This window comes from Pseudomonas sp. LBUM1676, assembly GCF_059695605.1.
Genome location: NZ_CP166777.1, coordinates 2,793,435 through 2,814,088, shown reverse-complemented (window position 1 = coordinate 2,814,088; position 20,654 = coordinate 2,793,435). Strand labels below are relative to the sequence as shown.

At 62.0% G+C, this 20,654-nt stretch carries 17 protein-coding genes; 9 read left to right on the top strand and 8 right to left on the bottom strand.

Going from position 1 to position 20,654, the window contains the following annotated elements; genetic code table 11:
* The 4 genes from ACA041_RS13210 to ACA041_RS13195 form a co-directional block, all read right to left on the bottom strand.
* Entirely contained in the window at positions 1–849 is an 849-nt protein-coding gene (locus tag ACA041_RS13210; RefSeq protein WP_497441510.1) for a hypothetical protein, read from the bottom strand.
* 1 nt (position 850) lies between these two features.
* Complete coding sequence (locus ACA041_RS13205) at positions 851–2,179, bottom strand: glycosyltransferase family 2 protein (RefSeq protein ID WP_497441509.1); 1,329 nt, start codon at positions 2,177–2,179, stop codon at positions 851–853.
* A complete protein-coding gene (locus ACA041_RS13200; RefSeq protein ID WP_497441508.1) occupies positions 2,176–3,522 on the bottom strand; it encodes a TackOD1 domain-containing metal-binding protein in 1,347 nt (448 codons plus the stop codon). The genes ACA041_RS13205 and ACA041_RS13200 overlap by 4 nt, the downstream gene beginning before the upstream one ends.
* A gap of 508 nt (positions 3,523–4,030) precedes the next feature.
* On the bottom strand, positions 4,031–4,936 hold the full coding sequence (locus tag ACA041_RS13195) for a LysR family transcriptional regulator (RefSeq protein WP_497441507.1): 906 nt from the start codon (positions 4,934–4,936) through the stop codon (positions 4,031–4,033).
* Positions 4,937–5,062: 126 nt separating this feature from the next.
* Here ACA041_RS13195 and ACA041_RS13190 point away from each other — a divergent pair, with 126 nt between their 5' ends.
* Complete coding sequence (locus ACA041_RS13190; RefSeq protein WP_497441506.1) at positions 5,063–6,478, top strand: MFS transporter; 1,416 nt, start codon at positions 5,063–5,065, stop codon at positions 6,476–6,478.
* A gap of 91 nt (positions 6,479–6,569) precedes the next feature.
* On the opposite strand, the gene ACA041_RS13185 is transcribed toward ACA041_RS13190, so the two are convergent.
* A complete protein-coding gene (locus ACA041_RS13185) occupies positions 6,570–6,887 on the bottom strand; it encodes a carboxymuconolactone decarboxylase family protein (protein WP_497441505.1) in 318 nt (105 codons plus the stop codon).
* Between the two features lie 195 nt (positions 6,888–7,082).
* Between ACA041_RS13185 and ACA041_RS13180 the strand changes: the two genes are divergently transcribed.
* The 4 genes from ACA041_RS13180 (at position 7,083) to ACA041_RS13165 (ending at position 12,753) form a co-directional block, all read left to right on the top strand.
* The gene (locus tag ACA041_RS13180; protein WP_497441504.1) at positions 7,083–8,456 is read left to right on the top strand and encodes a glutamine synthetase family protein; all 1,374 of its coding nucleotides are present in this window, start codon (positions 7,083–7,085) and stop codon (positions 8,454–8,456) included.
* 7 nt (positions 8,457–8,463) lie between these two features.
* Positions 8,464–9,855: an aldehyde dehydrogenase family protein gene (locus ACA041_RS13175; protein ID WP_497441503.1), complete on the top strand. Its 1,392-nt coding sequence runs from the start codon at positions 8,464–8,466 to the stop codon at positions 9,853–9,855.
* 17 nt (positions 9,856–9,872) lie between these two features.
* Positions 9,873–11,033, top strand: coding sequence for an iron-containing alcohol dehydrogenase (locus ACA041_RS13170; RefSeq protein ID WP_497441502.1), 1,161 nt, complete (start codon positions 9,873–9,875; stop codon positions 11,031–11,033).
* A gap of 154 nt (positions 11,034–11,187) precedes the next feature.
* On the top strand, positions 11,188–12,753 hold the full coding sequence (locus ACA041_RS13165) for an amino acid permease (protein WP_497441501.1): 1,566 nt from the start codon (positions 11,188–11,190) through the stop codon (positions 12,751–12,753).
* A gap of 151 nt (positions 12,754–12,904) precedes the next feature.
* Here the strand turns inward: ACA041_RS13165 and ACA041_RS13160 are convergent, their stop codons facing one another.
* Positions 12,905–13,141, bottom strand: coding sequence for a hypothetical protein (locus ACA041_RS13160; RefSeq protein WP_497441500.1), 237 nt, complete (start codon positions 13,139–13,141; stop codon positions 12,905–12,907).
* A 169-nt stretch (positions 13,142–13,310) separates the two neighbouring features.
* Here ACA041_RS13160 and ACA041_RS13155 point away from each other — a divergent pair, with 169 nt between their 5' ends.
* Positions 13,311–15,074 (top strand): L-lactate permease, encoded by a 1,764-nt coding sequence (locus tag ACA041_RS13155; RefSeq protein ID WP_497441499.1) that lies wholly within the window; start codon positions 13,311–13,313, stop codon positions 15,072–15,074.
* 240 nt (positions 15,075–15,314) lie between these two features.
* Here the strand turns inward: ACA041_RS13155 and ACA041_RS13150 are convergent, their stop codons facing one another.
* Positions 15,315–15,866, bottom strand: a complete 552-nt coding sequence (locus tag ACA041_RS13150) for an OprD family outer membrane porin (protein ID WP_497441498.1) — start codon at positions 15,864–15,866, stop codon at positions 15,315–15,317.
* Complete coding sequence (gene glcC, locus ACA041_RS13145; RefSeq protein ID WP_497441497.1) at positions 15,866–16,633, bottom strand: transcriptional regulator GlcC; 768 nt, start codon at positions 16,631–16,633, stop codon at positions 15,866–15,868. The genes ACA041_RS13150 and glcC overlap by 1 nt, the downstream gene beginning before the upstream one ends.
* 234 nt (positions 16,634–16,867) lie before the next feature.
* Between glcC and glcD the strand changes: the two genes are divergently transcribed.
* The 3 genes from glcD to glcF are packed head-to-tail and all read left to right on the top strand — an operon-like array spanning position 16,868 to position 20,652.
* Entirely contained in the window at positions 16,868–18,367 is a 1,500-nt protein-coding gene (glcD, locus tag ACA041_RS13140; RefSeq protein WP_497441496.1) for a glycolate oxidase subunit GlcD, read from the top strand.
* Positions 18,367–19,431, top strand: a complete 1,065-nt coding sequence (glcE, locus tag ACA041_RS13135) for a glycolate oxidase subunit GlcE (RefSeq protein ID WP_497441495.1) — start codon at positions 18,367–18,369, stop codon at positions 19,429–19,431. Before glcD ends, glcE begins: the two co-directional genes overlap by 1 nt.
* A 3-nt stretch (positions 19,432–19,434) precedes the next feature.
* Entirely contained in the window at positions 19,435–20,652 is a 1,218-nt protein-coding gene (glcF, locus tag ACA041_RS13130) for a glycolate oxidase subunit GlcF (protein WP_497441494.1), read from the top strand.
* The last annotated feature ends 2 nt before the right edge of the window (positions 20,653–20,654 follow it).

Sequence of the window (20,654 nt, the reverse complement as noted above, 5' to 3'; positions counted from 1 at the left end):
TCACCGTTTTGGAAAGTCTCGCCAGGCTTGCCAGTCGATACCGGCAATTCCTCGTGGTTGCAGCTGTTCGCGCCAGGCGCTGGTCTGGCGGCGCAACTGTTCGGTCGACGCGCCGGCCCAGGATTCAGTGGCATCCAGTTGCGGCTCCGTGCTTTGCGCCAGGCGAAATTGCAGATCAGGCCAGCGCCTGGCGATCTGCTCGGCCTTGCGCGCACTGTTCTGCGGGTTGCGGGTGTAGATCATCAGGCTGACCCGATGCACGCCCGCGTCGGGAAGCGCGCACGGCACACAGGTCTGGCCGGGCCTGGCCTCGGCGAACCAGCGATGATGACTGGAAATCTCCACCGGCCATGGGCTCTGCCGGGCAGCCGCACGCAAGGTCTCGAGCCAGTTTTTCAAGCGCTGGTCAGGTACCGGCACGCCCAACTGCTCGACTTCCAGATCCAGGTGCAGGCTGGTGAAGGAAAGCCCTTTGAGTTTCGCCAATAAATCGGTGAGCTGATGGCGATGCTGCGGCTCGATCCAGTCGGGATCGCCGAGTAACAGGCTGACTTGCAGCGTCTGGCTGGACGCCTCCTGCAGCAATTGCTCCAACTGGCGGCGGGTGGCGACCAGGTCGTTGATTTGTGCGGCCTTGAGGCCCAGGTAGATCTTGTCCATCCCGGCCTGGCGCAGTGCCGCAAGCTCCGCCCGGCGTTGATCGGGATCGAGCAAGGCTTCACTGTCCCAGACATAGCTGGCCTGAGACCATGTATCCGGTCCCGCTCCCGGTGCCTGATGCGTCAGCGGCAGGGCGAACAGCATCGCAGGCGACAACGACAGCATCAGGACCAGCAGTAACGTGCGCATATCAAAACCTCGTGGCCTGTTTAAGCACCCACCACGGCGCCATCGAGCTTTCTTCATGGCCGCGACGAAACATCTCGTTGAGCATGGCCACTGCACTCCAGCAGCGCAGGAGCAGCATGAACAGCGGAAACACAGGCACCAGTAATCCCAGGGCCAAGTCCTGTCGCGGCCGGTCGGACACCATTAACAGCAGAATGCCGAACAGCAGCACGGTGATCAGCAGGTACAGCAGATAGATCAGGACAAACAGGAACAACAACGTCCTGCCCGGCAGCATGAACAACGCGAGCAAGGTGTAGCTCAAGATGAGGAACGGCAGCACCAACTGAAAAAAAAAGCCGCTGACCAGGATCATCAGGAAGCTCGGCCAGCCCAACAGACTGGGGTTGATGTTGTGGTTGTGTTTTCTGACGTAGAGGAAATACAGGTCGCCATCCCAGCGCAGTCGCTGCATCAGGAACTGGCGCAGGGTGGCCGGTGCATCGGTATGGCCGATCGCTTCCGGCTCGAAGGCGATCCGCAGGTTGTGGCGCTTGAAGTAGCTTTTGATGCGCAATGTCAGGTCCAGATCCTCGGCGGTGTGGGTATTCCAGCCACCGATCTTCACCAGGAAGCTGCGGCGGAAGGCACCGAAGGCCCCCGAGACGTTGTTGACCAGGTTCCATTCGGCCAGGCCGATTTTCGACATATGAATCGACAACACATATTCCAGCGCCTGCATCGCCGTCACCCATGAAGCCCAGGCATTGCGCACCCGCAGGCTGCCGGCGACCGCGGGCACCGAGGGGTCCTCGAAATGGCGCACGATGGCGCTGATCATGTTGTTGTCGAAGGAGGTGTCACCGTCGAGCGCCATCACGATTTCACCGCTGGCCAATGACAGGCCGGCGTTCAACGACGACACCCGCCCGCCCCGCTGCCATTTGGCGATCGGGCGCAAATGGCGCCTGGGGTACAACTGTGGATCCACGTGAAAACGGCGCACGGCGTTGAGCGTCGCCTGGTTCATCGTGGCCCCGTCCACCACGGGAATCATTTCGATGTGGCCGGCGTAGGTTTGTTCACACAGGCTCAGCAACGTGGTTTGAACGTCCATCCCTTCGCTGTAGCAGGTGATGATGCAAGAGACCCTGGGGTGGTAGGCACTGATCTTCGGCACGCCGGTGCGCCGACGGGCAAACCAGCGCAACACCCCCAGCAGCACCATCAGCGTCAAGGGCAATTCAAAGATCAGGAACAAGGGAAACAGCATGTAGAACAAGCGGCTCAAGCCATCCGGCCCCGCAAGTTCGGTGAGCGTGTAAAGGAGCTGCTCCAGTAACGGGCTCATGGCCCATCACCCAGTTCACTGGCCAGACGGGCCAGCAACAGTTCGCCGTCTTCCTGATCGAGCAGGTCCTGGGGTGCGGTGAGGGTGATGACGCGCAGGGAAATATCACTGACCTCCGGCGCGGAAAACAGCTCGGCCACCCGGCTCAGGCGTTGTTTGACGCATTCGAGCCCCTTGCGATCGGTATGCGGCAGCATGATCCAGAAAAACTCTTCGGTGCTGCGCGAACAACGGTCGGTTTCGCGCACGGACTCTTTCAGCCGGTCAGCCAGGCTGTCGATAAAGGCATGGCCGCGTTGTTCGCCAAGCAGTGACAAGGTCCCGGCCAGGTTGACGAAGCGCAGGCCGATCAGTGAGAACTCCGGCAATGGGTAGCGCCGCACGAGCAGGATCTGCCAGCTCAACAGATCGTAGAAGTCCTTGCCGCCGAGCAAGTTCAGTCGCCCGAAGGGCTGAGCCGAGTGATCGCTGAACGCCTGGCGACAACGGAAACGCCCTGCTTCGGCCAGACGGAAATCCCTGACTTCACGTACTCGCAACTTGTCAGGCGTATGAGACAAGCCGCAATCCAGGCAGCGCGCCTGCACCTCGGCATCGACGAAAAACGCCTGGCACGAGCGGCAGCGATAGTTCTCCATCGGCCGATCGTAGTCACTGCCAATGTGGCGCAACCGGTTCAGGCAGTTGGGGCACAGCAGCACCCCGTCCTTGAGGAAGGATTCCTGCGCTCCGACATGACCGCAGGTGAAACAGTGCAGGGACGGCTGGCGCGAAATGTCCAGGGCCTGGCACTCGGTGCATACGTCGATGTAATTGAGCCGGCCCGAACCACAGTCCGGACACAGGCGAATGCGATCGACCAGAACCCCCTCCTCCAGCCAGTCCTGTTGCACCATCAACCCGAGCCAGACAAATGAATTGACCTGCTCGCTGTCAGCCAGGGTATCGAGCAATGGATAACGATAGTGTTGAGCGACTTCAGGGTCGCGCAGGGCGTACACCTGGGCGCCGTCACGCAACCACAACCAGGCGAGCACCCGACTTTCGAAGCGTTCCGGAGTCGAACCCTGCCTGAGTAACCCGAAACGCTGCTGCCACACGCCCCACAGTGCCTTTATTTCGCTGGCTTCGACGGGACAGGCGCCATCACTCAAGGCCTCGCACCAGCCGTCCTGATCGCGGCAACAGTAGATCAGGCGATAACGATAGGGGGGCAGCGAACGCAACTTGCGTAACACTCGCCCGGCATAGGCCCCTGGCATGTCCAGCAGCAATACATCAAACACGGCCACCGCCAGCAGGCTGCCGAGATCGGTAAAGTGTTCCAGCTGCGGAAGGTTCAAACCTGAAACCCTGTTACCCAGTATGGCAATCCGGGGGTGTGGAGTCGGCATGACGCTCGCCTCTACAAATAGATAGGCACATGGTTCGACAGCAAGATAAGCAACACTAGCATTACGTGAAGAAAATGCATCTGTTATTGCGAAGTTGAAACCTGGATTCGACGAACGCGAAAAGGTCAGCACCGCAGTGCAAAGTCCGGTATCGAACACCCCCATTATTTATTGCAATATTAATACTTCAATATCAATAACTTAAAACTTCAAACCCGATCAATCAACAATTATTACGCCTTGCTGGTTATTCGCCACTATCGATAGCAATACGCCATGTTTTATACCTTATTGCAAAAGAGAAAGTTTCACACTTTGAGGGCGACGCATACCTCACACCAACTAATAAGTTCAAACTATTATTATAGCGAAATCGCTTGGCGATATGACTAACCCTACTAAACATCATAATTAGGCGTTACGCGCATTTAACACTAATGAATGTACGTACAGCATGTCAACTTGCTGTTGCCTGCTGCGTACAGATTTCATGAACGCAACTGCGTAACCACCTGTGGGCGGGATCGGCGTCCAGCCGCGGGTGCCACAGCATTGCCACGGTGAACATCGGCAAAACGAAGGGCAACGCAAAGCTGTGCATTCCTTCTCGAAGGCTGGCGGTATGTCGCTCAGGCACACTGGCGATCAGGTCAGTGGTGCGGGCCAGTGCCAGTGCGGTGGAAAACCCTGCAACCAGGGTAACTATTGGCCGTTCAAGCTCAAGCAGTGTCAGGGCCTCATCGATCGGCCCCTTTTCGAGTCCCCGCCTGGAGACGCTGATGTGGCTGCCTGCCGCATACCGGGCGGGCGTCATCTCGCCCTGGCTCAAAGGATGCCCCATTCGCACGACGCCGATGAAACGGTCGCGAAACAACCCCTGTGTCCGCAGCTCCGGGCTGGCGGCCTTGCCCACAACACCGGTCTCCAGATCGACCGTGCCGTCACGCAAAGACGCGCTGTCCTTGTCCGGTTTGTGCATGAAGCGCAGCCGCACCCCGGGCGCCTGCCCGGCAATGCGCGCTATGAGCGCCGCGCCGAAATTCTCGACGAAACCTTCACTGCTGCGCAGGGTGAACGTGCGGCTGAGTTGCGTGAGGTCCGGCTGCTCGGCCGGCCGCAGCACTGCCTCTGCGTCCTGCACCAACTGGCTGACCCGCTCGCGAAGTTCCAGTGCCCGAGGCGTCGGCACCAGGCCACGTCCGGCCCTGACCAGCAGTGGATCGCCCATGGTTTCCCGCAACCTTGCCAGCGCCCGGCTCATCGCCGACGGGCTCAGGCGCAGGCGCTTGGCAGCACCCGCGACGCTGCCTTCGGCGAGCAGCACATCGAGGGTGACTAGCAAGTTGAGATCTGGCGTGGACATCTATCGCTCCCTGGCATGGCGTTCAACGCACTGATTAATTGCAACTGCTGCGTCTTCCGCCATGGTAGGCCCGGACGTACATTTGCGACAGCTCCACTTCGGGAGTGACCAGCAAAGAGGAACGGGATGAAGCCGACCATTGCCGCAGCAGAAACCACACCGCCCACTGCTTCAGTCCGGTGGGCATTGGCCAGCCTGGCGCTGTCGATGCTGCTGTCTTCGCTGGGCACCAGCATCGCCAATGTCGGCCTGCCGACCCTGGCCGAGGTGTTCGACGCGTCGTTCCAGCACGTCCAGTGGATCGTCCTCGCTTATCTGCTCGCGATCACCACCCTGATCGTCAGCGTCGGTCGGCTCGGCGACATCATGGGCCGGCGACGCCTGCTGTTGAGCGGCATCGGCCTGTTCACCCTGGCCTCGGCCCTATGCGCCCTGGCACCGACGCTGTGGTTGCTGATCGGCGCCCGGGCGCTGCAGGGGCTCGGCGCGGCAATCATGATGGCGCTGACCATGGCCTTCGTCGGCGAAACGGTGGCCAAGGAAAAAACCGGCAGCGCCATGGGGTTGCTGGGGACGATGTCGGCGATTGGCACCGCGACGGGACCGTCCCTGGGCGGCATGCTGATCGCCGGTTTCGGCTGGCAGGCGATGTTCCTGATCATCGTGCCGCCGGGATTGCTGACGTGGTGGCTCGCGCAGCGCTACTTGCCAGCCGATCACCACAAAGCCCGACCCGGGCGGCCCCGTTTCGATTCGCTGGGCACGCTACTGTTGGCACTGACGCTTGGGGCATACGCCCTGGCCATGACGCTCGGACACGGCAGTTTCGGACCGTTGAACCTGGTGTTGCTGATGACGGCGGGCGTTGGCGCCGCCCTGTTCTTCTTCGCCCAGTCCCGGGTTGGCTCACCCTTGATTCAGTTGACGCTGTTGCGTGATCCGCCGCTCAGCGCCAGCCTCGCCATGAGTACACTGGTGGCGACCGTGATCATGGCGACGCTGGTGGTGGGGCCGTTCTATCTCTCTCAAACACTCGGGCTGGATGCCGTTATGGTCGGGCTGGTGTTGTCGGTCGGGCCATTTGTGGTGGCGTTGACGGGCGTGCCCGCGGGCCGTATCGCCGACCGCTTTGGCGCCCGACGCATGACCCTTGCCGGGCTGATTGCGATGGCGGCCGGTTGCCTCGCGCTGGCGGTGTTGCCCCAGGCGCTCGGCATCGGCGGCTACCTCGCGTCCATGGTGCTCATCACCCTCGGCTACGCACTGTTCCAGACCGCCAACAACACCGCGGTCATGAGCGATGTATCACCGGAGCAACGGGGCGTCATCTCCGGCCTGCTCAACCTCTCGCGCAATCTCGGTCTCATCACCGGAGCCAGCGCATTGGGCGCGGTGTTTGCGCTGGCATCGGCGGCGGCCGAGATCAGCAGTGCGCACCCCGAGGCGGTTGCCAGCGGCATGCGCTTGACCTTCGCCGTCGCGCTGGGGCTGATCGTCACGGCACTGGCCGTCGCCCTGGCCACGCGCAATGAACCTATTTAGCGTCATCACGGCCAAAGAATTTCGGATCGAGCACCAACTCACGCGCTGGGGCATCAGTCAGAAGTCCCGGCAGGTCTGCCAGCGCGCTCGTTCATTGCTCGAGCACATCCTCCGCCCAGCTGATGGCCGCCACGACGGTGGGGAAACCGATGGTGCTGGTCAGCGCGATCAGGGCATGGCGGATCTGTTCTGCCGTGGCGCCCGCTTCCAGTGCCCGCCTGGCATGACTGTGCACGGCGCCTTCGGAGCGGATGGCCGCCGCGGCGCCAAGCTGGATCAGCTGGACCACTTTGTCATCCAGTGGGCCGGCATGCCGCACCGCCTTACCCAAATCCTGCACCGCGTCCAGAAAATCCGGGTACTGCTTTTTCAGTTGTCGATAGGTGTTGCGCGCTCTCTTCTTGCCCATCTCTGTCTCCTCGCGGGCCTGTTCAGCCCGATTTGTCCGGCTTCGATAGCGAAACTTGCAGATGCCATCATTAAGCTAAGCTAAGAACAGCTCATTGCCCACGATGCTCGCGTCTGCAGGTTTTGGTTTGTTCTGGAGAGCGTCTGCAACAGCTATTTCAGAAAGGCCAAAATCCCTTCACGCAGGACTGACGTGATGACCGAGCCCCTCCTCAGTTTTGACCAACTCAAGCGTGCCGCCGCGTCCGGCGAAATTGATACCGTGCTGGTGTGCATGGTCGATATGCAGGGCCGCCTGGTCGGCAAGCGTTTCCAGGTCGAGTTTTTCATCGACAGCGGCCATGAAGAAACCCACTGCTGCAATTACCTGTTGGCCGACGACATCGACATGGAGCCGGTGCCGGGTTATGCCGCCGCCAGCTGGAGCAAAGGTTATGGCGACTTCGTGCTCAAGCCGGACATGGCCACCTTGCGCCGGGTGCCGTGGCTTGAATGCACGGCGCTGGTGCTCTGCGATGTGCTCGATCATCACCACCGCCAGGACTTGCCGCATAGCCCGCGAGCGATTCTGAAAAAGCAGATCGAGCGCCTGCGCAAGCGCGGTTATACCGGCATGTTCGCCTCGGAACTGGAGTTCTATCTGTTCGACGAGAGCTACGAGGCCATCCACAACCGCAACTACCACAAGCCCAAGACTGCCGGCCATTACATCGAGGATTACAACATCCTGCAGACCACCCGCGAGGAACCGGTGCTGCGGGCAATTCGCAAGCATCTGCAGGCCTCGGGCATTCCCGTGGAGAACTCCAAGGGTGAATGGGGGCCGGGCCAGGAAGAGATCAACATCCGTTACGCCGATGCCCTGACCATGGCTGACCACCACGTCATCATCAAGCACGCCTGCAAAGAGATCGCGCAGCTGCAGGGCAAGGCGATCACCTTCATGGCCAAGTGGCGCTATGACGCCGCCGGTTCCAGCAGCCACATCCACAACTCGTTGTGGGACAAGAACGGCAAGAAGTCGCTGTTCTTCGACGCCAAGGCCGAGTTCGGCATGTCGAAGCTGATGCGTGCCTGGGTCGCCGGGCAGCTCAAGTACGCCAACGACATCACCTGTTTTCTGGCGCCCTACATCAATTCCTATAAGCGTTTCCAGGCCGGTACCTTCGCCCCGACGCGGGCGGTCTGGAGCCGGGACAACCGTACCGCGGGCTTTCGCTTGTGTGCCGAGGACAGCAAGGCGATCCGCATCGAATGTCGCATCGGCGGCGCCGACCTCAACCCGTACCTGGCGTTCGCCGCGTTGATTGCCGCGGGCCTGGCCGGTATCGACGAGAAGCTCGAGCTGGTGCCGCCTTTTGAAGGCGATGCCTACGTCGACGAACACCTGCCTGAAGTGTCCAAGACCCTGCGCGATGCCTGTGCCGCGCTGCAGTCGTCGAGCATGTTGCGCGAGGCGCTCGGCGATGAAGTGATCGACCATTACGTGCACACCGCCGAATGGGAACAGAAAGAGTACGACCGGCGCATTACCGACTGGGAACTGCAGCGCGGCTTCGAGCGCTATTGAGATCACCATGACTTCGACGATTCAGCTCATCTCACCGGTCGATGGCCGGGTCTATGCCGAACGCCGCTGCGCCGATGCGGCGCAGATCGACCAGGCCCTGGCGGCTGCCGAAGCGGCCCAGGCGTTATGGAAACGCCGGCCACTGAGCGAACGCGCCGCCTTGTGCAGCGCCGCAGTGGACGCAATGTTGGCCATGCAGGCTGAGATCGTGCCGGAACTGGCCTGGCAGATGGGCCGACCGGTGCGCTTTGGCGCGGGCGAACTGCGCGGCTTTGAGGAGCGGGCGCGGCACATGATCGCCATTGCGCCTGAAGCGTTGGCAGCGCTTGAGCCGACGCCCGTCGCGGGCTTTCGGCGCTATATAAAACGCGAGCCGCTGGGTACGGTGTTGGTCATCGCCCCCTGGAATTACCCCTATCTGACGGCAGTCAATACCATCATTGCGGCGTTGATGGCCGGCAACAGCGTCATCCTCAAACACGCTTCACAAACGCTGCTGGTCGGCGAGCGGTTTGCCGAGGCCTTTCGCCGCGCCCATCTGCCCGATGGGCTGTTCCAGAACCTGCTGCTCAGTCATGTGTATACCGGGGCGATCATTGCCTCCGGACGCGTGCAGCAGGTGAACTTCACAGGTTCAGTGGAAGCCGGCAAGAACGTGCAACACGCTGCCGTCGCAGGTTTCCTCGGCGTGGGCCTGGAGCTTGGCGGCAAAGACCCGGCTTACGTCCGGGCCGACGCCAACCTCGAGCACGCGGTGGAAAACCTGGTGGACGGCAGCTTCTTCAATTCCGGACAGAGCTGCTGCGCGATCGAACGCATCTATGTCAATGAAAACATCTACCCGGCCTTTGTCGAACGTTTCGTCGCCTTGACTCGCCAGTACGTGCTGGGCAATCCGCTGGACGAAGCCACCACGCTGGGTCCGCTGGTGTCGCCGAGCGCCGCTGATTTCGTTCGTGGACAGATCGCCGAAGCCCTGACCCAAGGCGCCCGGGCGCTGATCGATCCACGGGCCTTTCCTGCGGATGTGCCGGGCAGCGCCTACCTCGCACCGCAGGTACTGGTGGATGTCAGCCATCAGATGTCGGTGATGCGTGAGGAAAGCTTCGGGCCGGTGGTCGGCATCATGCCGGTGGCCAGCGACGATGAAGCCATCGACTTGATGAACGACAGTGAGTTCGGGCTCAGCGCGTCCATCTGGACCCGGGACCTCGCTGCCGCCGAACACCTGGGCAACCAGATCGACACCGGCACGCTTTTCATGAACCGCTGCGATTACCTCGACCCGGCCCTGGCCTGGACCGGGGTCAAGAACAGCGGGCGCGGTGTCACGCTGTCGCGCCTGGGCTATGAACATTTGACCCGCGCGAAGTCCTTCCATTTGCGCCACGAGACTTGAGCCATGAGAGTTGAGCCATGAGCCTGACCGCGAACTGGAACTATCCCACCAGCATCCGCTTCGGCGTCGGCCGCATCGCCGAACTGGCCGAGACCTGCCGCAGCCAGGGCATCGAACGACCGTTGCTGGTCACCGACAGCGGCCTGGCGCGCGCCCCGATCACCATCGCCGCGCTGGACACACTGCGCGCCGCCGGTCTGGGTGTTGCGCTGTTTTGCGACCTCAAGCCCAATCCGGTCGAAGCCAACCTGGCGGGCGGGCTGGATGCCTGGCGCGCCGGCCAGCACGATGGCGTGGTCGCCTTTGGCGGTGGCAGCGGCCTGGACATGGGCAAGCTCATCGCCTTCATGAGCGGCCAGACGCGACCGGTCTGGGACTTCGAAGACATTGGCGACTACTGGACCCGAGCCGACGCAGACCGCATCGCCCCGGTGATCGCGGTGCCGACCACGGCGGGTACCGGTTCGGAAGTGGGCCGGGCGGCGGTGATCATCGACGAGCGCAGCCACACCAAACGCATCATCTTTCACCCGAAAATGATGCCGCGCGTAGTCATCAGCGACCCGGCCCTGACCGTCGGCATGCCGGCCAAGGTCACCGCCGGTACCGGCATGGATGCGTTTTCCCACTGTCTGGAGGCGTACTGCGCCCCGGGTTTCCACCCCATGGCCGATGGCATCGCCGTGGAAGGCATGCGCCTGGTGGCCAACGCCCTGGTGCGGGCCGTGCATATGCCTTCCGACCTCGAGGCACGGGGGCAAATGCTCGCGGCAGCGGCGATGGGCGCCACCGCGTTCCAGAAAGGCCTGGGCGGGATGCACGCCCTCGCGCATCCGATCGGCGCGCTGTACGACACCCATCACGGCATGACCAATGCCGCCTTGATGCCCTACGTCCTGAAGTTCAATCGCCCGGCCATCGAAGAACGCATCACCCGCCTGGCGGCCTGGCTGCGGTTGCCCTCCCCCGGCTTCGACAGCTTCCTGGCCTTCATCCTCAAACTGCGCAAGGACATCGGCGTGCCACACACGTTGTTCGAGCTTGGGGTGGATGATCGACAGGCCGATCTGATCGCCGACATGGCAATCGTCGACCCCTCTGCCGGCGGCAACCCGCTGCCGTTGACCCGGGCCGGCGCGGCCGACATTTTCGACGCGGCTTTTCACGGCCGTCTCTAATGCAATTGACTGCCCAGGGTCGAGGCTTGCACACGGAGCATGGGCAGGTGGTAGCGGTTGAACACAGGAGCAGTACGACAAGGGGTTGAAAGCCAACCCGTCCGGCCACTAGAACCCGGATGGATGCGTATCAAAACCTGAAGGGGCACACGAAATGAACCCAGCAAGCCAGCCCGGCACCAGCACGCCGCCAGACGATGACGTCAAAGTGCTGCACAGCATGGGCTATGCCCAGCAGCTCTCGCGACGAATGGGCGTTTTCTCCAACTTTGCCATTTCCTTTTCGATCATCTGCATCCTCTCGGGGGGCATCAACTCGCTGGCCCAGGGCACCTCGGGTGCGGGCGGCGCGTCGATCGGCATCGGCTGGCCGATCGGCTGCCTGATTTCCGGGGTGTTCGCCATGGCCATGGCGCAGATTTCCTCGGCCTACCCCACCGCCGGCGGCCTGTATCACTGGGGCTCGATTCTCGGTAACCGCTTCACCGGCTGGCTGACGGCCTGGTTCAACCTGCTGGGGCTGGTCACCGTGCTTGGCGCGATCAACGTCGGCACCTATTACTTCTTTTATGGCGCCTTTGGACCGGCACTGGGCATGGAAGATTCGACCACGAACCGGGTGATTTTCCTGGCGATCCTGACCGGCACCCAAGCCCTGTGTAACCACTTTGGCATTGGCCTGACCGCCAAGCTCACCGACTTTTCCGGCTATCTGATCTTCGCGACCGCGATCGCGTTGACTGTCGTCTGCCTGATCGCGGCCCCCAGTTATGAGTTCGTCCGGCTGGTGACCTTCGGCAACTATTCCGGCGAGGCCGGCGGCAGCGTCTGGCCACAGGTTTCCAACGGCTGGATTTTCATGCTCGGCCTGCTCTTGCCGATCTACACCATCACCGGCTATGACGCCTCCGCGCATACCTCCGAGGAGACCCGCAACGCGGCGATGTCGGTGCCGGTCGGCATGGTCATGTCAGTGGTCTGGTCGCTTCTGTTTGGCTGGCTCATGCTCAGCTCGTTCGTGCTGATGCTGCCGAGCATGGACGAAGCGGCGAGCAAGGGCTGGAATGTGTTCTTCTGGGCCATGGACACTCAGGTCAACCCGACCGTCAAGACCGCGCTGTACCTGGCGATTTTCATCTCGCAGTTTCTCTGCGGGCTGGCGACCGTGACCTCGGTCTCACGGATGATTTTTGCCTTCTCCCGCGACGGTGGCCTGCCCTTCTCCAAAGCCCTGGCCAAAGTCTCGCCAACCCACCGCAGCCCCGTGGCGGCGATCTGGACCGGGGCGACGCTGGCGGTGTTGTTCGTCTGGGGGTCGTCGGTGATATCGATCGGCGAGACCCCGGTCTATACCATCGTGGTGTCGTGCACGGTGATCTTCCTGTTCTTCTCCTTCGTCATTCCCATCATCCTCGGTCTGTTCACCTATGGCACCGCGAAGTGGCCGACCATGGGGCCGTGGAACATGGGGCGCTTCTGGTACTCGTTCTTCGCCATCCTTTCGATCCTGTCGATGGTGATCATTTTCGTCATCGGCATCCAGCCGCCGAACGATTGGGCGCTGTACATCACCATCGGGTTCCTGGTTCTGACGGCGATCATCTGGTTCGGTTTTGAAGCGCGACGCTTCCAAGGGCCGCCGGTGGGCGATGTGATCGTCAAGCGCCAGGCGGAAATTGCGGCGGCGGAGGCGGCGTTGAACAAGCAGGCTGGAAGCTGATGCGCGGCACCCTGTAGGAGCGAGCTTGCTCGCGATGGACGTTAACGATAACGCGTTCTTTCTGGATAAACGCGTCGTTCTTCAGACCTTCGCGAGCAAGCTCGCTCCTACAGGGTGCCCGGCATTAGATACCAGTGGATTCAGGCGCGGCTCACAGCGTTCTCTGGCTGTTACCGATGCCCTTGGCGATATCGATGCCCCAGTCCATCGCGGCTTCCATATCCAGCATGTGCGGTTTCGGGTCAGGGTTTTCATCGATGACCGTACCGTCAGGCCGGTAAACACCGATAAACATCCCAAGGGATCCGTCCTTCAGTATCTCGGCTCTAACCTCGATCTTGCATCCGTTGGAAAGCGTTTCCTTGTGCTGTATATGGCGTTCAGTCATAGCTGCATTCCTCCCGTTGACGTGCGAGTAGCGCATTCACCTATTGGCCATGTTAGCTCAGTGCAGCCCGTTCGCAGGGCGGCCAGGACAGCGGCGTAATGCCACCTATACTACAAGCCACCGCCCCTTCGGGGTCTGCATTCCCAACAATAAAAAGCAGAGGTGGAACATGGTCTGGCAGCAAATCTACGATCCGTTCGGCAACCCGGTGTTTTCAACCATCATGGCGGCAGTGCCGGTCGTCGTGATGCTGGCAGCCCTGGCGTTTTTCCATGTCAAGGCGCACCTGGCGGCACTCATGGCGCTGGGTTCGGCCTTGATCATTGCGATCTTCGCCTTCGACATGCCGGCGAACATGGCCGGTTCCGCCGCACTGTACGGCGCCGCCAACGGCTTGCTGCCGATCGGCTGGATCGTCCTCAATATTATCTTCCTGCATCGACTGACGACCGAGAACGGCTCGTTCAAGGTGCTGCAGGATTCGCTGGCACGCATCACCGACGATCGACGATTGCAGTTGCTGCTGATTGCCTTCTGCTTCGGCGCATTCTTCGAAGGGGCTGCCGGGTTCGGCACGCCGGTGGCGGTGACCGGGGCGATCCTGATCGGGCTGGGGTTCTCGCCGCTGGCGGCCTCGGGCCTGGCGTTGATCGCCAACACCGCGCCGGTGGCATTCGGCGCCCTGGGTACGCCGATCATCACCCTGGCCAAGGTCACCGGGCTGGATGAGATGGAGCTGTCGATGATGGTCGGTCGGCAACTGCCGTTTTTCTCGGTGATCGTGCCGTTCTGGCTGATCTGGGCGTTCGCCGGCTGGCGCAAGATGCTGGAGATCTGGCCGGCCATCCTGGTCGCCGGGGTCAGTTTTGCGGTGCCGCAGTTCCTGGTGTCCAACTATCACGGACCGATGCTGGTGGACGTGATCGCCGCGCTGATTTCCATGGCCTGCCTGACCGGTTTCATCAAGGTCTGGAAACCGTCCACCATCCACACCTCGGCAGCGCTGTCAGGACGGGTGGACAACTCCAAGATTGACGATGAGCACGAAGTCGAACCCACGGCGACCGCCACCTTCAACAGCGAAAACCGCTCGGCCGTGATGCGGGCCTGGATGCCCTGGATCGTGCTCACGGTGTTCGTCTTCGCCTGGGGCACCCAGAGTTTCAAAAACATGTTCGATACCCGTGCGGCGATCGATCCGGTCACTAACTCGGCCAAACTCGATCCGCAAGGCAAGCCGATGCGCGAAGCCAATCCGATTTTCGCCCCGACGCTGACCTTCACCACCATTCACCAGCAGATCGAGAAGGTGCCACCGGTGGTGCCCACTCCGAAAACCGAAGAAGCGATCTACAAGTTCAACTGGTTCACCGCCACCGGCAGCGGCATCCTGTTGTCGGCGATCCTCGGCGGGTTGCTGATGGGGTATTCCATCCCGCAACTGATTCACCATTACCTGCGAACGATCTGGCTGGTGCGTTATTCGCTGATCACGATCGTGGCGATGCTCGCCCTCGGCTTTCTCACGCGCTACTCGGGGCTGGATGCCACCATGGGCCTGGCCTTTGCCGCGACGGGTATCTTCTATCCGATGTTCGGCACCCTGCTCGGTTGGCTCGGTGTGGCCTTGACCGGTTCGGATACGGCTTCCAACGTGTTGTTCGGTGGTTTGCAACGGGTGACCGCCGAGCAGTTGGGGCTCAGTCCGGTGTTGATGGCCGCGGCCAACAGTTCCGGCGGGGTCATGGGCAAGATGGTCGATGCGCAGTCGATCGTGGTGGCCTCGACCGCTACGCGCTGGTATGGGCATGAAGGGGAAATTTTGCGTTATGTGTTTTTCCATTCGATCATCCTGGCCATCCTGGTCGGCGGCCTGGTGACGTTGCAGGCTTATGTGGAGCCGTTCAGCAGCATGGTGGTTGGCGGGAAGTGATCGACTCGGCCTTTGAGCCATGCCCGGGTATGGTGGGGTGGGATTGGGATTGGGGTACATATCCATTTCTGCGGTAACGGCCGCTGACGGTTCCGCCCTTACGGCGGGTCACTTGGAAAAGCCCCAAGTAACCAAGGGCTCTTGCCCCTGTCGTTCGGTGCCTCGCTAATGCTCGGCATGCCCTCGCTCCGGTCCTGCTCCGTGGGCCCGCCGCCATCGGCCATCCATGGCCGGGGGCGGCTACCGCGGCATCCTTGCCGCGGTGCCCACTGCGCAGAACCTCCACTCGGCCTCTCGAGGCGGCGTATACCGCAACAGCGACGCGAGGCGGCCTACCGGCCGGCCTGGCTCTCTGGTCCGTATGCAATCCAAACTGTGGGAGCGAGCCTGCTCGCGAAGAGGGCGTGTCAGTCGACATCGATGCCGGATGTCAGTCCGCCTTCGCGAGCAGGCTCGCTCCCACATTGGATCTTTGCCGTACACGAATGTGATGCCCACCACCAAACCCTGTGGGAGCTGGGTTGCCGGATCGCCGCATCGCAGCGAAAGCGGTGTGTCTGTCGACATCGATGTTGACTGTGCTGCCCTCATCGCGGGCAAGTCGGATCTGGTCGTCGGGTCGACCTGGTCACCCTTCACATAATGCAGGTTAAAGGTCAGCCCGAGGATCGCGAGCGCAGCGAAATCGTAGTCATAGCGCATCATCCACGCCCGTTCGCTGGCCCGGGCGATCGTGCCTTCGTCGCAGACCAGGATGAACAGGTGCAAGGACAAGTGATCCAGGTGCTGCATCAGGTCCACCCCTCAAGTCGCAATGTGGCGCGGACCAGCCGTTGCTCTTCGCCTTCGATTTCCTTGAGGTTGTCACAGATGCTCTGGATATGCGCGATGGCCGCCTTGCGCGCCTGCTCCGGCATGCGCCCGGTGACGGCGTTGTAGAGCCGGGCGTGATGGCGGTCGATCTGGCGTTTCTGCGGTTCGCGGTGGTAAAGGTTGTTGACCGAGGCAAAGACGGTGTTGAGCAGCAGGTCCGTCAGCGAGCGCAAGGTCTGCACCAGCACCGGGTTGTGCGAGGCCTCGCAGATGGCCAGGTGAAACGCATGATCGAGCCGGGCGTGTTCGGATGCCTCCAGCGAACGGCTGTGGGCATCGATCAACGCTTGGTAGCTGCGGGTGATGAGGACAAAGTCGGCGTCGGTGCCGCGCAGGGCCGCCAGGCGCGCCGATTCTCCTTCAAGCAGGCTGCGCACTTCGAACAGGTCATAGAGGGTGCGTGGCTGCGAGCTGAACAGGTGCATCAGCGGTGAAACGCCACCGTGACCGGAAAGATCGGCGACGAATGAGCCCTTGCCCTGCTCCGTGCGGATAATGCCGCGGGCACGCAACAGCTTCAGCCCTTCGCGCAAGGCCGTGCGCGAAACGCCGAGTTTCTCGGTCAGGCGCCGCTCCGATGGCAACAACTGCCCGGTCTTGAGTACCCCATCGACGATCAACCGTTCGATACGCTCACAGACCACGTCCGCCACTTGCGGATTACGGCCGGTTCCTGCGCTGTCCATTTATCCTCCAACTGGTATGACCAGCTGTATCCGCACAAACGTGTCGGTGCCATCACAATTATAAGCTCATGTTTAATAAGCTATTTTCTACACAATTCTGAAAATAGCGAATAAAAAACTGGTTCGACCAGTCAAAACACGCATAGACAGTAGACCGCCCCGGGCCAATGATGCAAGTGAGCGTTATCCGTAACCAGGGCTCTAATAAAAACAACCGAGTGCCGTGAACCGCCTATGAACATCCTCTACGATGAACGCGTCGACGGTGTCTTGCCTGATGTCGACCGAACCGCCCTGATCCAGGCATTGCAAACGCGACTGCCGGATCTGGAAATCCTGCAGCAGCGCGAAGAGCTCAAACCGTACGAATGCGACGGACTGTCTGCCTATCGCACCACGCCCATGCTGGTGGTGCTGCCACGTCACCTCGACGAGGTGCAAGGCGTGCTGCGAGTCTGCCATGAGCTGCACGTCCCGGTCGTCGCCCGCGGTGCCGGCACCGGCCTGTCCGGTGGTGCATTGCCCCTGGAAAAAGGCGTGCTGCTGGTGATGGCGCGCTTCAACAATATCCTGCACATCGATCCCGCCGCCCGCACCGCACGGGTCCAGCCGGGGGTGCGCAACCTGGCGATCTCCCAGGCGGCGGCGCCTTTGGGCCTGTACTACGCGCCGGACCCTTCCTCGCAGATCGCCTGTTCCATCGGCGGCAATGTCGCGGAAAACGCCGGTGGCGTGCATTGCCTGAAGTACGGGCTGACCGTGCACAACCTGCTCAAGGTCGACATCCTGACGGTCGATGGCGAGCACCTGAGCCTGGGTTCGAATGCCCTCGACTCGCCGGGGTTCGATCTGCTGGCACTGTTCACCGGCTCCGAAGGCATGCTCGGGGTGATCACCGAAGTCACGGTCAAACTGCTGCCCAAACCACAGACCGCCAAGGTGCTGCTCGCGGCCTTTGATTCGGTGGAAAAAGCCGGGCGCGCGGTGGGCGACATCATTGCCGCCGGCATCATCCCCGGCGGCCTGGAAATGATGGACAACCTGGCCATCCGCGCCGCCGAAGACTTCATCCACGCCGGCTATCCGGTGGACGCCGAAGCGATTCTGCTGTGTGAACTCGATGGCGTCGAAGCCGACGTCCACGATGACTGCGATCGGGTGCGCCAGGTGCTGGAACAGGCCGGCGCCACCGAAGTGCGCCTGGCCAAAGACGAGGCCGAGCGAGTGCGCTTCTGGGCCGGACGCAAGAATGCCTTCCCGGCGGTGGGTCGCCTCTCGCCGGATTACTACTGCATGGACGGCACCATTCCGCGTCGCGAACTGCCCGGCGTGTTGCAGGCCATCGCCGCGTTATCGGCCGAATATGACCTGCGGGTGGCCAACGTCTTCCACGCCGGTGACGGCAACATGCACCCGTTGATTCTGTTCGATGCCAATCAGCCGGGCGAACTCGATCGCGCCGAAGCCCTGGGCGGCAAGATCCTTGAATTGTGCGTGAAGGTCGGTGGCAGCATCACCGGCGAACACGGTGTGGGCCGGGAGAAGATCAATCAGATGTGTGCGCAGTTCAACAGCGATGAGCTGACCCTGTTCCATGCGGTCAAGGCCGCGTTCGATCCGAGCGGGTTGCTCAACCCCGGCAAGAATATTCCGACGCTGCACCGCTGCGCCGAGTTCGGCGCCATGCACGTTCATATGGGGCAGATGCCCTTCCCTGAACTGGAGCGTTTCTGATGCGCAACGAACAGGATATCGATGACAGCGGCGTGTTGCTGGAACAGGTCAACCAGGCGCTGCAAAACGCCACGCCGTTGCGCATTCAGGGTTCCAACAGCAAGGCGTTCCTGGGGCGCATCGTCGCCGGTGAAGTGCTCGACACGCGCTCGCACCGTGGCATCGTCAGCTACGACCCGACCGAACTGGTGATCACCGCCCGTTGCGGCACGCCATTGGCCGAACTCGCGCAAGTGCTGGACGCGGCGCAGCAGATGCTGCCCTGCGAACCGCCGTCCTTCGGTGACGACGCCACCGTCGGCGGCATGATCGCCAGCGGGCTGTCGGGACCACGTCGCCCCTGGTCAGGCTCGGTTCGCGACTTCGTGCTCGGCACCCGGGTCATCACCGGCCACGGCAAGCATTTGCGCTTCGGTGGCGAAGTCATGAAAAACGTCGCCGGCTACGACCTGTCGCGCCTGATGGCGGGCAGCTACGGCGCACTGGGGGTGATCACCGAAGTCTCGCTCAAGGTCCTTCCCAAACCGCGGCAAACCTTAAGCATCAGCCTGGACATGGACAGCGATCGCGCCCTGCTGCGCCTGGCGGAATGGGGCCAGCAACCGCTGCCGATCAGTGCCGCCTGTCATGACGGTCAGCGCCTGCACCTGCGACTCGAGGGTGGCGAAGGTTCGGTGACGGCAGCCCATGACCGCCTGGGCGGCGAGCAGCTGGATTCCTCCTATTGGGCCGACCTCAACGAACACCGCTTGAGTTTCTTCGACGAGGATCAGCCGCTTTGGCGCTTGTCCGTGCCCAACAACACGGCACGCCTGTCCCTGCCCGGCCGACAATTGATCGATTGGGGCGGCGCCCAGCGCTGGCTCAAATCCGATGCCGAAGCCTCGTTCATCCGCTCGATCGTCGAGGAGGTCGGCGGGCATGTGACCTGCTACAGCCACGGCCTGATCGACAGCCCGTTCCAGCCGCTGCCGCCGGCACTGCTGCGCTATCACCGCAGCCTCAAGCAGCAACTCGATCCCCGGGGCATCTTCAACCCCGGTCGCCTGTACGCGGAGCTTTGACCCATGCAGACCACCTTGAGCGAACACGCCCGCCAGTTGCCCCGCGCCGAAGAAGCCGAAAGTATCCTGCGTACCTGCGTGCACTGCGGTTTCTGCAATGCCACCTGCCCGACCTATCAATTGCTCGGCGATGAACTGGATGGCCCACGGGGTCGTATCTACCTGATAAAACAGGTGCTGGAAGGCAACGAGGTCACGCAGAAAACCCAACAGCACCTGGATCGCTGCCTGTCGTGCCGCAATTGCGAAACCACCTGCCCTTCCGGCGTCGACTACCACAACCTGCTGGACATCGGCCGCGCCGTGGTCGATGCGGCCGTGCCGCGCTCGCTCGACCAGCGCTTGTTGCGTGAAGGATTGCGCGGCGTGGTGCCCAATCCACGGCTGTTCAAGGTGCTGGTCAGCAGCGGCCAGGTGTTCCGCGCGTTGCTGCCCACGACCTTGCAGGCCAAGTTGCCGCGCCGCGTTTACCCGGCCAAGCCGCGCCCGGTCACGCGCCACGCCCGGCAGGTGCTGATGCTCGAAGGCTGCGTGCAGCCGAGCCTGTCGCCCAATACCAACGCGGCCACGGCGCGTGTCCTGGATCGACTGGGGATCAGCGTCACCGCCACCCGCGAGGCAGGCTGCTGCGGCGCCGTGGACTATCACCTCGACGCCCAGGCCGCCGGCCTCGATCGCGCCCGGCGCAACATCGATGCCTGGTGGCCGGGCATTGAAAACGGGGCCGAAGCCATCGTGCAGACCGCCAGCGGTTGCGGCGCCTTCATCAAAGATTACGGGCACCTGCTCAGCGCCGACCCGGCCTATGCCGAGAAAGCGAAAAAGGTCAGCGCCCTGGCCAAAGACCTGGTCGAGGTGCTGCGCGACGAGCCGCTGGAAAAGCTCGGCGTACACAGCGACCAGCGCCTGGCGTTTCATTGCCCTTGCACCTTGCAGCACGCACAAAAACTCGGGGGAGCGGTCGAAGCGATCCTGACCCGCCTGGGCTTCAACCTCACGCCCGTGCCCGACAGTCACCTGTGCTGCGGCTCGGCGGGCACCTATTCATTGACCCAGCCCGTACTGTCGCGACAACTGCGCGACAACAAGCTCAATGCGCTCGAGAGTGGCCGGCCGGAAGTCATCGTTACCGCCAATATCGGCTGTCAGTCTCACCTCGACGGTGCCGGCCGAACCCCTGTCAGGCATTGGATCGAACTGGTCGAAGCCGCATTGCCATAACC

Excerpts from the sequence above, each read along its gene's own strand:
- ACA041_RS13210 (WP_497441510.1), bottom strand. The coding sequence starts at position 849 with ATGCGCACGTTACTGCTGGTCCTGATGCTGTCGTTGTCGCCTGCGATG.
- ACA041_RS13205 (WP_497441509.1), bottom strand. The coding sequence starts at position 2,179 with ATGAGCCCGTTACTGGAGCAGCTCCTTTACACGCTCACCGAACTTGCG.
- ACA041_RS13195 (WP_497441507.1), bottom strand. The coding sequence starts at position 4,936 with ATGTCCACGCCAGATCTCAACTTGCTAGTCACCCTCGATGTGCTGCTC.
- ACA041_RS13190 (WP_497441506.1), top strand. The coding sequence starts at position 5,063 with ATGAAGCCGACCATTGCCGCAGCAGAAACCACACCGCCCACTGCTTCA.
- ACA041_RS13185 (WP_497441505.1), bottom strand. The coding sequence starts at position 6,887 with ATGGGCAAGAAGAGAGCGCGCAACACCTATCGACAACTGAAAAAGCAG.
- ACA041_RS13180 (WP_497441504.1), top strand. The coding sequence starts at position 7,083 with ATGACCGAGCCCCTCCTCAGTTTTGACCAACTCAAGCGTGCCGCCGCG.
- ACA041_RS13175 (WP_497441503.1), top strand. The coding sequence starts at position 8,464 with ATGACTTCGACGATTCAGCTCATCTCACCGGTCGATGGCCGGGTCTAT.
- ACA041_RS13170 (WP_497441502.1), top strand. The coding sequence starts at position 9,873 with ATGAGCCTGACCGCGAACTGGAACTATCCCACCAGCATCCGCTTCGGC.
- ACA041_RS13165 (WP_497441501.1), top strand. The coding sequence starts at position 11,188 with ATGAACCCAGCAAGCCAGCCCGGCACCAGCACGCCGCCAGACGATGAC.
- ACA041_RS13160 (WP_497441500.1), bottom strand. The coding sequence starts at position 13,141 with ATGACTGAACGCCATATACAGCACAAGGAAACGCTTTCCAACGGATGC.
- ACA041_RS13155 (WP_497441499.1), top strand. The coding sequence starts at position 13,311 with ATGGTCTGGCAGCAAATCTACGATCCGTTCGGCAACCCGGTGTTTTCA.
- ACA041_RS13150 (WP_497441498.1), bottom strand. The coding sequence starts at position 15,866 with ATGCAGCACCTGGATCACTTGTCCTTGCACCTGTTCATCCTGGTCTGC.
- glcC (WP_497441497.1), bottom strand. The coding sequence starts at position 16,633 with ATGGACAGCGCAGGAACCGGCCGTAATCCGCAAGTGGCGGACGTGGTC.
- glcD (WP_497441496.1), top strand. The coding sequence starts at position 16,868 with ATGAACATCCTCTACGATGAACGCGTCGACGGTGTCTTGCCTGATGTC.
- glcE (WP_497441495.1), top strand. The coding sequence starts at position 18,367 with ATGCGCAACGAACAGGATATCGATGACAGCGGCGTGTTGCTGGAACAG.
- glcF (WP_497441494.1), top strand. The coding sequence starts at position 19,435 with ATGCAGACCACCTTGAGCGAACACGCCCGCCAGTTGCCCCGCGCCGAA.